Annotated in this window: 14 protein-coding genes; 7 read left to right on the forward strand and 7 right to left on the reverse strand. The window is 61.0% G+C overall.

Translation table 11 applies throughout. The features are described from left to right. Positions 1-16 precede the first annotated feature (16 nt). Positions 17-1726 carry a serine hydrolase domain-containing protein gene (locus WG899_RS14825; protein ID WP_339596410.1) on the reverse strand — a complete coding sequence of 570 codons (1710 nt, stop codon included), beginning with the start codon at positions 1724-1726 and terminating at the stop codon, positions 17-19. A gap of 310 nt (positions 1727-2036) precedes the next feature. On the opposite strand from WG899_RS14825, the gene WG899_RS14830 reads away from it, so the two are divergent. Then, positions 2037-2627: a 1-acyl-sn-glycerol-3-phosphate acyltransferase gene (locus WG899_RS14830; protein ID WP_339596411.1), complete on the forward strand. Its 591-nt coding sequence runs from the start codon at positions 2037-2039 to the stop codon at positions 2625-2627. Further along, entirely contained in the window at positions 2624-2899 is a 276-nt protein-coding gene (locus WG899_RS14835) for a VF530 family protein (RefSeq protein WP_339596412.1), read from the forward strand. The genes WG899_RS14830 and WG899_RS14835 overlap by 4 nt, the downstream gene beginning before the upstream one ends. Before the next feature lie 70 nt (positions 2900-2969). Here WG899_RS14835 and minE read toward each other — a convergent pair whose 3' ends face one another. From minE to minC, 3 genes are all read right to left on the reverse strand, one after another. Beyond that, complete coding sequence (gene minE, locus WG899_RS14840; protein WP_339596413.1) at positions 2970-3233, reverse strand: cell division topological specificity factor MinE; 264 nt, start codon at positions 3231-3233, stop codon at positions 2970-2972. Positions 3234-3246: 13 nt separating this feature from the next. Beyond that, entirely contained in the window at positions 3247-4062 is an 816-nt protein-coding gene (gene minD, locus WG899_RS14845; protein ID WP_263539911.1) for a septum site-determining protein MinD, read from the reverse strand. An 82-nt stretch (positions 4063-4144) separates the two neighbouring features. After that, entirely contained in the window at positions 4145-5014 is an 870-nt protein-coding gene (minC, locus tag WG899_RS14850) for a septum site-determining protein MinC (protein WP_339596414.1), read from the reverse strand. Positions 5015-5663: 649 nt separating this feature from the next. On the opposite strand from minC, the gene WG899_RS14855 reads away from it, so the two are divergent. The 5 genes from WG899_RS14855 to WG899_RS14875 all read left to right on the forward strand — a co-directional run bounded on the left by WG899_RS14855 (position 5664) and on the right by WG899_RS14875 (position 11041). Continuing rightward, a complete protein-coding gene (locus tag WG899_RS14855) occupies positions 5664-5861 on the forward strand; it encodes a hypothetical protein (RefSeq protein WP_339596415.1) in 198 nt (65 codons plus the stop codon). A gap of 167 nt (positions 5862-6028) precedes the next feature. Next, positions 6029-8074 carry a methionine--tRNA ligase gene (metG, locus tag WG899_RS14860; protein WP_339596416.1) on the forward strand — a complete coding sequence of 682 codons (2046 nt, stop codon included), beginning with the start codon at positions 6029-6031 and terminating at the stop codon, positions 8072-8074. Positions 8075-8187: 113 nt separating this feature from the next. Further along, positions 8188-9858: a SulP family inorganic anion transporter gene (locus tag WG899_RS14865; RefSeq protein ID WP_339596417.1), complete on the forward strand. Its 1671-nt coding sequence runs from the start codon at positions 8188-8190 to the stop codon at positions 9856-9858. A gap of 34 nt (positions 9859-9892) precedes the next feature. Next, on the forward strand, positions 9893-10096 hold the full coding sequence (locus WG899_RS14870) for a DUF3460 family protein (RefSeq protein ID WP_339596418.1): 204 nt from the start codon (positions 9893-9895) through the stop codon (positions 10094-10096). Positions 10097-10126: 30 nt separating this feature from the next. Further along, positions 10127-11041: a segregation and condensation protein A gene (locus WG899_RS14875; RefSeq protein ID WP_444718857.1), complete on the forward strand. Its 915-nt coding sequence runs from the start codon at positions 10127-10129 to the stop codon at positions 11039-11041. Positions 11042-11065: 24 nt separating this feature from the next. On the opposite strand, the gene WG899_RS14880 is transcribed toward WG899_RS14875, so the two are convergent. From WG899_RS14880 to WG899_RS14890, 3 genes are all read right to left on the reverse strand, one after another. After that, positions 11066-11803 (reverse strand): response regulator, encoded by a 738-nt coding sequence (locus WG899_RS14880; protein ID WP_339596419.1) that lies wholly within the window; start codon positions 11801-11803, stop codon positions 11066-11068. A 149-nt stretch (positions 11804-11952) separates the two neighbouring features. Then, positions 11953-12405, reverse strand: coding sequence for a MaoC family dehydratase (locus WG899_RS14885; protein ID WP_339596420.1), 453 nt, complete (start codon positions 12403-12405; stop codon positions 11953-11955). Continuing rightward, the gene (locus WG899_RS14890; RefSeq protein WP_339596421.1) at positions 12392-13039 is read right to left on the reverse strand and encodes an AAA family ATPase; all 648 of its coding nucleotides are present in this window, start codon (positions 13037-13039) and stop codon (positions 12392-12394) included. Before WG899_RS14890 ends, WG899_RS14885 begins: the two co-directional genes overlap by 14 nt. Positions 13040-13041: the final 2 nt, after the last annotated feature.

A 13041-nucleotide genomic window follows, 5' to 3' on the forward strand; every position in this document is an offset into this window, starting at 1 on the left:
GCTGAGTCTGACCGACTCAACGCCGCTTCATCGTGATGCGCGCCGGCCCTTGCAGCAGAGTCACCTCTTGGGCCGTGGGCTCGGACGAAAACTCCAGCTTGGCATCCACGCCCACCACCAGCAAGGCACGCGGGCCATGGGCCTTCAATTCCAGCGGCTGCTGGCCTAGTACCTGTCCCATCAACTGGCCTTGCGGACCCAGGAAGATCTTGACCTGGAACTGAGGCGAGACATATTCCCCCAGCAGCGCTTGCTGCTGTTCGGGCGTCAAGTTCACCGAGGCCTGTGGTGCTGCCAAATCGGCCGTACGCGCCCAGCTTTCGCTGGCGCCATCGCCATCGCTGAAAAAGCGCAGCGATGCCGCCTTGCCGTCGCTGCCACGCTCGATCTTCAAACGCGCCACGCTGTTTTCAAACGCGAACTCATCTTTGCCCACAGGGATCAAGGCGATGGGCCGCCCCCCGCTGCGTGTGCTGGTCAGGACTGCGCCCTGAACGCGCAGCGTGCGGTTGGTTTTGGCATCCAGGCTGTATACCCCTTCGGCAGCGCTCAAATCGGCCGCACTGACTTGCACCGGCTTGGCCTCGGGGTAAGCCTCACCGATCGCAAAGGCGCCGAGCTTGCGCACCAGCAGGTCCATAGCCAGGCCGGGGCCGTCGCTATTGCGCAGCGCGATGACCGTGGTCTTGCTTGCCGGCAAATAGTTGAGCGTGCTCGCAAAGCCATGAATGCCGCCGCCATGTTGCAACATCGCCTGACCACGCAGTTGATCAACACCCAGACCGTAGCCGTAATGCATCGGCGACTTGATGGCCGCGCCTTCCGGCGTGGTCATGCGCTTGTAGGACTCGGGCGAAATCAGCTTGCCGCCGTGCAGCGCCTGGTTCCAGCGCCACAGTCCTTCCAGGTCCGACACCAAGGCGCCGGCCGCGTGCGGCTGGGTCATGCTGAGCAGGCCGGCTTGCTTATGGCCACTGCCGGCCTCGCCGCTATAGCCCTGGGCCATGCCCTTGATCAAACCATCTTCGCCTGGGAAGCGCACTGTGGCGATCTTTTGCGGGCGCAGCAGCGCCTCGTCAATGTATTGGTGCCAAGGTTTGCCGCTGATGGCCTCGACCACCGCGCCGACCAGCACATAGCCCGAGTTGTTATAGGCCCAGCCCTGACCGGGTGCGAAATCTACCGGCTGATCCTTGAACTCGGCCACCAACTGCTCGGTACTCAGTTCGCGCCGAATCGGGTTGTGCATATAGCCGGCAATGCCGGTATAGCTCTTCACGCCCGAGCTGTGATTGAGCAGTTGTGCCAGGGTGATCTTGTCCCCGCCCGGATAGCTGGGCAGGAATTTGGACAGCGGGTCCTCCAGCTTGGCCCGGCCTTCATCGATCAGCTTGAGCAAGGCGGCTGCACCAAATTGCTTGGTCACCGAGCCAATGCGAAACGACTGCTCTGCCGACAGGGGCACGCCCAGCTCAATGCTGGCCATGCCGCGTGCGCCCTTGTAAAGCAGTTGATCACCGCGCGCCACCAGCAGGGCCACGCCTGGACCGTCGCGGCCAAGCTTTTGCTCGTCCATCAGTCGTTCGGCGTAGGCGGCCACTTCGGCCGAGCTGGGCAACGGCCCGGCCCAAGCGCTCATAGGCAGGGCCATAACGCCCAATAGACTCGCAACACCAAGCGTCGTGGCGGCACTGCGGGTTTTGATCATCGATGACTTGCTCAGCATGCGTTCGGTTCCGAAAAAATATCGAGCGCCCAATGTAGCCAAGCGACTGTCTTGCCCAAGCCGCCAGGCGACGAACTGCATAGTTGCGGGGACAGGCTGCATCCACAGGCGCTGTGGACAAGTCCGTGCACAGCCTGCGCATGCAGCCCGCAAGTGCTTGAAAACAATCAAACTTTCCTGCATTGCTACAAAAACGGGCACAAGCTCCACAGCGATCGGCAGCAACGCGGGATAATCCTGCCCCATTGGCGGCGCAGTGGTCGCTGCCCCACCCCTCAACGGTCCGCTTGTCCACGGGCCCGCTTGCTTCATGCACCGCACCATCTTCACCACCCCCATCATCAACTCGCTGCTGCGCGCAGGCTCCATCGCCTTCCTGAAATGGAAAGGCTGGACGATCGAAGGCAATCTGCCGGCCCAGCAACACAAATGCGTGTTGATCGCCGCACCGCACACCAGCAACTGGGACCTGCCCTACACCTTGATGGTGGCCTTCTCCTTGCGCTTGACGCCTTATTGGATGGGCAAGAGCCAGATCTTCCGTTTCCCCTTCGGCGGCATCATGCGTTGGCTGGGCGGCATCTCGGTGAACCGCGATCAGTCAAGCAATTTGGTGGCCGCCTCCGCCGCGGCCCTGGTGGAAGCGGACGGCGCGGTGCAACTGATCGTGCCGCCCGAAGGCACGCGCAGCAAGACGCGCTATTGGAAGACCGGCTTTTACTGGATCGCTCACACCGCCAAGGTCCCTATCGTGATGGCGTATATGGACTATGAGCGCAAGCTCAGCGGCCTGGGCCCCGAGTTCATTCCCAGCGGGGATATCGAAGCCGACATGGTCAAGATCAAGGCTTACTACGCGCAGTTCAAGGGCAAGAACTGGCAGCAGTTTGACCACCAATGAGTGAAGCTTCGAACGGCGGCGCCTCCTCAGCCAAGCCCATTAAATCGAAAGACCCGCTGCACGGCCTAACGCTGGAAGCCATCGTCACCGCACTGGTGGGCTATTTCGGCTGGGAAGAGTTGGGCCATCAGATCGAAATCCGCTGCTTCGTCATCGACCCCAGCATTGCCTCTAGCTTGAAGTTCCTGCGCAAAACGCCTTGGGCGCGCGCCAAGGTCGAGAGCCTTTACCTCTTCATGCTGCGAGAACAGCAGCGCCAAGCGCGGCCCTGATCCACGCAAGGCTGAGCAAGAAAGCAAAACGCGACCCGAGGGTCGCGTTTTTTTTGGCAGCAGAACCGAATCAGCGCGGCTTGGGCTCCGGCATCTCGATCTTCAACTCCAACACATCCATGTCGCCCACATGCTGAATGTCGACATTGATGTCATTGGGGTCAATGTCCATGTACTTGGAAATCACCACCAACAACTCGTTTTTCAGCTGAGGCAGCCAATCCGCTTTGGGCGCCCGACCATTGCGCTCGTGCGCCAGGATCAGTTGCAGCCGCTCCTTGGCCACGCTGGCCGTACTCTTTTTCTCACCGAGGAAATAACTGAGGAATCCCATGACAGCCTCCTCCTCACTTGCCGCCGAACAGGCGCTTGAACAGGCTGGGCTTGATGGCCTCGATAAAACGCATCGGGCGCTCTTCACCCAGGAAGCGGCGGATCACGTCCTTGTAGGCTTCCGACACATCGGTGCCCTGCATATGAATCGCCGGAGAGCCCTGGTTGGAGGCTTGCAGCACCACTTCCGATTCTGGAATCACACCGATCAGCGGCGTACGCAGGATTTCGTGGATGTCTTCCAGCGAGAGCATATGGCCACCCTCGACCCGGTTCGGGTTGTAGCGAGTGATCAAGAGATGCTCCTTGATCGGCTCTTTGCCCTCGATGGCGCGCTTGGTCTTGCTATTGAGCATGCCCAAGATGCGATCAGAGTCGCGCACCGAAGAGACTTCGGGGTTGGTCACCACGATGGCTTCGTCGGCGAAGTGCATGGCCATCAAAGCGCCGGTTTCGATACCGGCCGGCGAGTCGCAAACGATGAACTCGAAGTCCATGGCCTTGAGTTCTTCCAGCACGCGCTCCACGCCCTCGACGGAGAGTGCATCCTTGTCCCGCGTCTGTGAGGCGGCCAGCACGAACAGCTTGTCGAGCTGTTTGTCCTTGATCAGGGCCTGGCTGAGCTTGGCTTCGTCGTTGATCACATTGATCAGGTCATAAACCACGCGACGCTCGCAACCCATGATCAGGTCGAGGTTACGCAGGCCGACGTCAAAGTCGATCACGCAGGTCTTGTGGCCGCGCAAAGCCAGGCCGGTCGCAAAGCTGGCACTGGTGGTGGTCTTGCCCACGCCGCCCTTGCCGGAGGTCACTACGACGATCTTGGTCATCGAAAAAAGCCTTTCAAAATATTCCCTGGAAGGATCTGACGCCATTCACTGCGCCGGACCCACGAATCAATACCGTTCAAATTCAGAGCGCCAGCGCTTCCATCACCAACTTTTCGCCCTCTAGCCGGATCTGCGCCGGCTTACCCAGCACCGTGTCGGGCAGAGGGTTTTCGGTCGTGCGGTAGGTGCCGGCGATGGCAATCAATTCGGCCTCCATGCAGGTCGCAAAAATGCGAGCTTCCGTATTGCCCTTGGCGCCAGCAATGGCCTTGCCACGCAGCGGCGCATACACATGGATGCTGCCATCGGCGATCACCTCGGCGCCATGGTTGACCAGCGCCAGCACAACCAAGTCGCCACCCTTGGCATAAACCTGTTGGCCGGAGCGCAGCGGCTTGTCGATGATCATCGTCCTGACCGAACCTTCAACCGGCACCGGCACCTCGCGGATCACCTCACGAACCACTTCCACCACGACCTCTTTGACGCTGGCCGCTTGCGCCGGCACTTCAGCTGCCGGAGAAATTTCTTTGCGAGAGAGCACGGGCGCATCGGGCTCGGGCGACTCGGCCAAGCCAAGAGCGAGCGCCTGCGCCAACTCAGCGGCCGTCGCACCCAGCACCGCCACCGGCTGCATGCGGTACTGCCGCAGCAGCGCGACCACGGGGGCCAGATCGAGATCGACCGCCTGGGCTTGATCGTCCAAGCTCAGCTGAGCCGGCGCCTCTTGATCGGGCGGCGCCTCGGCACGGACCAGATGGCTGAGGTCAAGCAGCAAGGGATCATGGTTGAAGACATCGGGCGTATCGCCCAGTCGCTCCTGCAGCGCCGACTCCAGCAAGGACAGATCGGCCGACCGCAGCACCAAGGAGAGCAGACTCAAGGTCGCGCTCTTCAACTCGAATACTTCGGCGAACTTCTGTGCCGCCCTCCCAATTTGTGCCTGAGCCATTGCTTGCTGTTCTTGTGCAAAGGGCGCGATTTTAGCCGCGCCATTTGAAAGCCCTGCTAGGCATTGCCCCCAAGCCCGCCATCTCGTGCTGCCTGTCTTTTGAGCAGTCCAGTAAAGAACCAGTGCCATCAAGCACTTAGCCCAGCTTTGCGGGCACCGCCCACACGGATATCCACAGCCAATGTGGAAAAAGCAGTCGATTCAATCCCGCAAATCTCGTTCTTTTTTGTGACATATTTCTCCAGCCCCTTGACTTATCCCCATTTCGCCGTCCTCACCCATCCCGCATGACAAATCACCCAGGCAACAGGCCAGCCCCTCGACATCAGCGCTAAGTTGTTGATTCATATAGCGCGCAAGAAACTGCATCGAAATGAGGCAAGGCAAGCTCAAGCGCCGAATTTCAAGGGTTTAGCGACGCCCACCGCCCCTTACCCACAAAGTTATCCACAGGAAAGGTGGATAGGCTTTGAAGGCATTTCAAATCAGCAACTTAGCGTCGATGCCTCAATCGAAATAGAGCATTCGGCGCTAAGTTGATCGAGCATCGAAGGCGCGGGCGCACAACAGCAAAACAAGGCGTCGAGCGCCGCAGCGGTTACAGTGAAGGCAAATCCGCGCACCGCGGACCCCCAGCAGGAGCACGTCCTTGGCAACACCCAACTACTCATACGAAAAACGCCAGCGTGAATTGGCCAAGAAGCGCAAGACCGAAGAAAAACGCATGCGCAAGGCCAACAAGGGAGATGGCGACGCTCAAGCGGGAGAAGAAGGCAACAACGGCGAAGCCGGCGCGAGCACGGAAGAAGGCAGCGCTGCCGACGGCACACCGCCCGCTGCCCCTTGATTTCCTGATCGCCTGATCGCGATCCCTTGACCGCATTCGGCGGGCCCGCCCCGCCTGCCGCATCCGCATTTGCCGGCCGCATCTGTCGGCCGCAATAGCCCGGCTGCGGGTGCTGCCCCTAAAATGCCGGCCTGCTCGGCGCTGCTGCCAGGCCCCCAAAGAACATCATGACCCGCAAGCTCTTCGTCACCACTGCACTGCCCTACGCCAACGCCAACTTCCACATTGGCCACATCATGGAATACACCCAGGCCGACGTCTGGGTTCGCTTCCAGCGTATGCGCGGTCAAGAGGTGCACTTTGTGTGCGCGGATGATGCTCACGGCGCGCCCATCATGATCGCCGCCGAAAAAGCCGGCATCACGCCGCAGCAATTCGTGGCCAATATCGCTGCCGGTCGCAAGTCCTATCTCGACGGCTTTCACATCAGCTTCGACAACTGGCACTCCACCGACGGACCCGAAAACCACGAGCTGAGCCAGGACGTCTACCGCGCCCTGCGTCGCAATGAACTGATCGATGTGAAGACCATCGAGCAGTTCTTCGACCCCGAAAAGGCCATGTTCCTGCCGGACCGCTTCATCAAGGGCGAATGCCCCAAGTGCGGCGCCAAAGACCAATACGGCGACTCTTGCGAGGTCTGCGGCGCGGTCTACACGCCCACCGACCTGAAAAACCCCTTCTCCGTGCTGACCGGCGCCACGCCGGTGATGAAAAGCTCGGAGCATTACTTCTTCAAGCTCAGCGACCCGCGCTGCATCGCATTCCTCGAAGAATGGACGCAGACCCCCGGCCGCTTGCAGCCCGAGGTCTTCAACAAGATCAAGGAATGGTTTGCCAAGGACGAAGAAGGCAATGGCGGCCTGGGCGACTGGGACATCAGCCGCGACGCGCCCTACTTCGGCATCGAGATTCCCGATGCACCAGGCAAGTACTTCTACGTCTGGCTGGACGCGCCGATTGGCTACCTAGCTTCACTGAAAAACTACTTCAGCAAGACTGGCCGCGACTTTGACGCATTCTTCGCCGACGAGTCGGTCGAGCAGGTGCACTTCATCGGCAAAGACATCACCTATTTCCACACCCTGTTCTGGCCGGCCATGCTGCACTTCAGCGGCCGCAAGACGCCCGACCATGTGTTCGTGCACGGCTTCATGACCGTCAACAACGGCGAGAAGATGAGCAAGAGCCGCGGCACCGGCCTGGACCCGATGAAGTATCTGGGCCTGGGCCTGAACGCTGAATGGCTGCGTTACTACATCGCCGCCAAGCTCAATGCCAAGGTGGAAGACATTGACTTCAACCCCGAAGACTTTGTCGCCCGCATCAACAGCGATCTGGTTGGCAAGTACATCAATATCGCTTCGCGTGCCGCAGGCTTCCTGAGCAAGCGCTTTGACGGTCATCTGTCGGGCGATCTGGGCGTGGAAGGCCGCAGCCTGCTGGACGCACTGCGCGCCCAGGCCGAAGTGATTGCCGAGCTGTATGAAGAACGCGAATTCGGCAAGGCCCTGCGCGAGACCATGCTTCTGGCGGACAAGGTCAACGAATATGTGGACCAAAACAAGCCTTGGGAATTGGCCAAAAAAGAAGGCATGGAAGCGGTGCTGCACGATGTCTGCAGCGTTTGCATCGAGGCCTTCCGCCTGCTGACCATCTACCTGAAGCCGGTGCTGCCCGCGCTGGCCGCCAAGGTCGAGACCTTCTTGCGCGTGGAGCCGCTGCAGTTTGCAGACGCCGCCCGCGCCATGGGCCCCCACCAGATCGGCGCGTATGAGCACTTGATGCAGCGTGTGGACGCCAAGATGGTCGAGGCCCTGTTCGAAGCGCCACCCGCGCCCAAGGCTGTGCCGGGCGGCGAAGACATCGCCCCCGAGATCAAGATCGATGACTTCAGCAAGGTCGATCTGCGCATCGCCAAAATCGTCAAGGCCGAGCATGTGGAAGGCTCCGACAAGCTGCTGCGCCTGACGCTAGACGCCGGTGAAGGCCGGCTGCGCAATGTCTTCAGCGGCATCAAGAGTGCTTATCAGCCCGAGCAGTTGGAAGGCAAACTGACCGTGATGGTGGCCAATCTGGCGCCGCGCAAGATGAAATTCGGCATCAGCGAAGGCATGGTGCTGGCCGCCAGCCACGCCGACGAGAAAACCAATCCCGGCATCTTTGTGCTGGAGCCCTTCCCCGGCGCGCAGCCTGGCATGCGGGTGCGCTAAGGCTTGCGAGTCTGGGCCAGGCAAGACCTGACCCTTGATCGACAAAGATACGGGCTACTACTCCACAGTGGCCCGTATTGCTTTGGGCTGCAGCAGGCGCAGAATCAACGGCAATGCCGCACCTTCACCCCTTCCGCCCACGTGCTTTATCCTTGCTCAAGGACTACTCCCGCGCCCGCTTCATCGCCGACCTCGGCGCGGGCTTGACGGTCGGCATCGTGGCCCTGCCGCTGGCCATCGCCTTTGCCATCGCCAGCGGCGTCAAGCCGGAGCAAGGCATCTTCACCGCCATCATTGGCGGTTTCTTGATCTCGCTCTTGGGCGGCTCGAATGTGCAGATCGGCGGGCCTGCCGGCGCCTTCATCGTCATCATCTACGGCATCAATCAGCGCTACGGCCTGCCCAATCTGTTGATCGCCACCATCATGGCGGGCTTCTTGCTGTTGGCCATGGGCGCCCTGCGCCTGGGCGCCTTGGTGCGCTACATCCCGGTCAGCATCGTGATTGGCTTCACCAACGGCATTGCGGTGCTGATTGGCCTCTCGCAATTGAATGGCTTTCTCGGGCTGCAGATTGCCCAAATGCCGGCCGACTTTTTCAGCCAACTGGCGGTGCTGAGTAGCCATTGGCGCGAGATCACGCCGGCGGCGCCGCTTGTTGGCAGTGCTTGCGTGGCCATCGTCCTGCTATGGCCCAAGACCTATGCCATGGATAGGAGTGCCAAGGACCTGAAGAGCCAAATGAAGCGCTGGATGTCGCAACTGCCGGGCACGGTGATCGCCTTGGTCGGCGCCACCCTTGCATGCTATGTACTCAAGCTGCCGCTTGAGACTATCGGCAGCCGCTTCGGAGGCATTCCGCAAGCCTTACCCAGCTTTGCCTTGCCGGCCCTGAGCTGGGAAAGCGCCAAGCTGTTGGTGATTCCTACGCTGACGATTGCGCTGCTGGGCGCGATCGAGTCGCTGCTCTGTGCCCGTGTGGCCGACAACCTGACCGAGCTGCCGCGCCATGACCCGAATCAAGAGCTGATGGCCCAGGGCATCGCCAATATCGTGACGCCGTTCTTCGGCGGCATCCCGGCCACCGGAACGATCGCGCGCACCGTCACCAATGTGCGTGCCGGAGGCAGTAGCCCGGTGGCCGGCATGGTGCATGCACTGAGCCTCTTGATGATCGTGCTGGTGGCCGCACCACTGGCCGTACACATCCCATTGGCTGCCTTGGCCGGCATCTTGCTGGTGGTGGCCTGGAATATGGGCGAGTGGCATGAGTTCGCGCGGCTGCGCCACTTCAGCCTGCCCTATCGAACCATCTTGCTGGGCACTTTTGTGCTGACCGTGGTGTTCGATCTGACGGTGGCGGTCGAGGTGGGTCTGGTCTTGGCCTGCGTCTTTTTCATCTACCGCATGAGCACCTTGTTTCGGGTGGAGGCGGTGGCGCTGCCGGGGCTGGCGGCCGATACCCAGGTGATGCGCTTGTACGGTTCGCTCTTTTTTGGCGCCGTCGGCAAGGTCGAAGGGCTGGCCGAACAAGTAAAGCAGCCTTGCCGCGTCCTGGTGCTCGACACCGAAAAGCTGATCTCCATCGACACCTCGGGGCTCGATGCCCTGCAGCAGTTGCAGCGCACCCTGCAGCGCCAAGGCCAGGTGCTGGTGCTTTGCGGCCTGAATTCACAGCCAGCCAGCTTGATTCAGCGCGGCGGCTTGGCCGATGCCTTGGGGCCGGACGGCATTCAGCCCGATCTCAGCACTTGGCTGCGTCAAAGCCAGGCTTGCGCACTGTAAAATCATCGTCTTTCACGCCAAACCACCCAAAGCCATGCCACTGTTCTGGAAGCCTTACAAGTCCGAAGCCAGCAGCTTCATCGATGAGCTCAAGGCCAAGAAGCCGACGCTGGAACAAGAGCAACGCCAGGGCCGCGAATTGCTGTGGGACAAGGCCGTGGACCGCGCCGCCCAGGCCGACTACCGCGCCGCACGTGTGGCCCAACAGCCCTACGTCTACCAGACCAAGGCCAAGTAAAGCCCGGGCCCTGCCTCGCCGGGCACCGCCATGACGCAGCCCTCGCATGAGCTGTCCGCTCAGCCGCACCCCGAGCATCTGCCCGCCAAGCAAGCGGCCGAAGCGCTGAGCGAAGATCTGCAACGCCTCCCTGCTCCACCCGGCATGCCCGAGGTGGTGGACACGGTGGCGGTGGCACGCCTGTACGGCGAGCCTCTGTTCCAGATGCCGCTGGACCTCTACATCCCACCGGATGCGCTGGAGGTCTTTCTGGAGGCCTTCCAAGGCCCGTTGGACCTGCTGCTCTACCTGATCCGGCGGCAGAACTTCAACATCCTCGACATTCCGCTGGCCGACGTCACGCGCCAGTACCTCAGCTACGTCGATCAGCTGCGCAAGCACAATCTGGAGTTGGCCAGCGAGTACCTGCTGATGGCAGCGATGCTGATCGAGATCAAGTCGCGCATGCTCTTGCCGCCGAAGAAGACCGAGGACGGCGCGGAGCCCGAAGACCCGCGCGCCGAATTGGTGAGGCGCTTGTTGGAATACGAGCAGATCAAGCTCGCTGCCGCGCGGTTGGATGCCTTGCCGGTGGCGGGGCGCGACTTCTTGCGCGCCCAGGTGCATATCGAGCAGTCGCTACAGCCGCGCTTCCCCGATGTGGAGGCGAATGATCTGCGCGATGCCTGGCTGGACATCTTGCGCCGCGCCAAGCTGAACCAACATCACAAAATCAGCCGCGAACATTTGTCGGTGCGCGAGCACATGAGCATCGTCTTGCGGCGCCTGCAAGGCCAGCGCTTCTTGGAGTTCGAACATCTGTTCGACGTCAGCCGCGGCCAAGCGGTCTTGGTGGTGACCTTCATCGCCATGCTCGAGCTGGCGCGCGAGCGCCTGCTCGAGATCACCCAGGCCGAGGCCTTTGCGCCGATCTACGTCAGATTGGCCTACACGCCGCAGGATTGAATCCGCGAGATAGGCTCGGCAACGTCAGGACTGCGGCACTCGCCAGGTGGAGAAGTGCGACTCCGGCTGACGCTGCACCATCTGGCCGACAGCCAATACCGCCTGCGTTCGCGAACCGACGCCCAAGGCCTTCAAGACCGCGGCCACATGGTCCTTGATGGTCTCAACCGACACTCCTAATTCGCGCGCGATGATCTTGTTCGGTTTGCCCTGCAGCAACAGCGCCAGCACATCGGTTTGACGCGGCGTCAGCGCCAAGCTTTCCAGGCCTGTGGAGGCCTGGTAGTTGGAGGCCATGGCTTGCTGCTGGATCTGCTGCAGCTTGGCATTCGCGGTCGCGGCCTTGCTCGGCGGCGGGTTGGTCTCAGGCCCCAAATTCATCGGCGGCACATAAATGCCCCCGGCCATCACCAACTTCAAGGCCTGCGACAGCAACTCGGTCCCGGCCCGCTTGGGCACAAAGCCCATCGCCCCTTGATCGATTGCGCGGATCACATCGCTGGCGCGGTCGGAGGCCGAAATCACCACCACTGGTAGCGCCGGATAGGCGGCGCGGAATTCGTCCAGCACATCAAATCCGCTGGCATCACCCAGTTGCAGGTCTAGCAAAACCAAGTCGAAGCCTTGGTGCTGACTCAAAGCCGCTCGCGCCGCCGCAGCGCTGTCGGCTCCAATCACTTGGACACGCTCTTCCAAACTCTCGATCACCGACTGCAAGGCCGACAAGATCAAGGGGTGATCGTCAATCAGCAATACCTTCATGCCCGTCCTTTTCCCATACAGCTGCACACACAGATGCCCATCCCGAATGCCTTCGCGCTTCGACTTCTCATTTGGCGCACTGCGGATGATAGGCCAGCCAGCCCGTCGGGACACTCCCCCTCGTCGGTGGACAAGAAGGAATTGAGCCCTTACACATATTGCCGAATCAAGGCCTCGGCCACACAGGCCGGCTTTGCCGAGCCCTCCAACTCGACCGTGACGGCGATATTGAGTTGCGCACCGCCCTCGATCAGGTCAAAGGCCTGCAAGTTGAAGTGCCCACGCAAGCGGCTGTCCACCGGCACCGGCGCGGGGAATCGCACCTTGCCCAAGCCGTAATTGAGGCCCATTCGGCTGTCTTCGACGCGAAAGCCGGTCTCAAAGAAATGCGGCAGCAGGCTCAGCGTCAAAAACCCATGCGCGATGGTGCCCGCAAACGGCCCCTTGGCGGCGCGCTGGGGGTCGGTATGGATCCACTGCTGGTCGGCGGTGGCATCGGCAAAGCGCTGAATGCGCGCTTGATCCACCAAGATCCATTCGCTGCAACCGATGTCACGCCCGACCCATTCGGCCAGGCTCGCCAGTCGATCAAAGACCCGCACGCGGGGCCTCCAGCCAAGCGCTCAAAGCTTGCCACTGAAGCAAATCACGCTCGACTCGACTGGTCGCCACATCCCACAGCGTCAGGCCACGCGCCGCCAGTTGCACATAGTTTTGAGTGTCGCGCAGCAAGGCCAGCACCGGCACGGCCAGTTCGGGCAAGAAGCCCTGTAATTGCTGCATCGACAAGGTCCCTTCCTTGGCGCGCATGCCGACAATGCCGAGTTGCGGCCCTTGATCGCTGCGCAGGCCTTGCTCACGCAAATCATTGAGCTTTTGAACGAAATCGAAGGTGGCCTGGATGTCAAATAAACTCGGCTGCAAAGGGATGACAATCCGGTCCGCCAGTTTGTACAAGGCTTTCAACTGTTTACCGCCCAGGCCGGCCGGGGTATCGATGACCACATGACTGACACCTTTGGGAGGTTTGACTGTTTTCTCGCCCTCAAAGTCCCAGCCTTGAATGGTCGGCAACTCGGCGGGACGCTGCGCCAACCAGCGCCGCGATGACTGCTGCTTGTCGGCATCGCCGAGCATGACCCGATGACCACGTCGAGCCAGCAGACCCGCGATATTGGTCGCCACCGTACTTTTCCCAACCCCGCCTTTGGGGTTGGCGACCAGAATCACCGGCATGT

Origin of the sequence: Paucibacter hankyongi (assembly GCF_037482915.1) — a bacterium.
GTDB lineage: Bacteria > Pseudomonadota > Gammaproteobacteria > Burkholderiales > Burkholderiaceae_C > Paucibacter_A > Paucibacter_A hankyongi.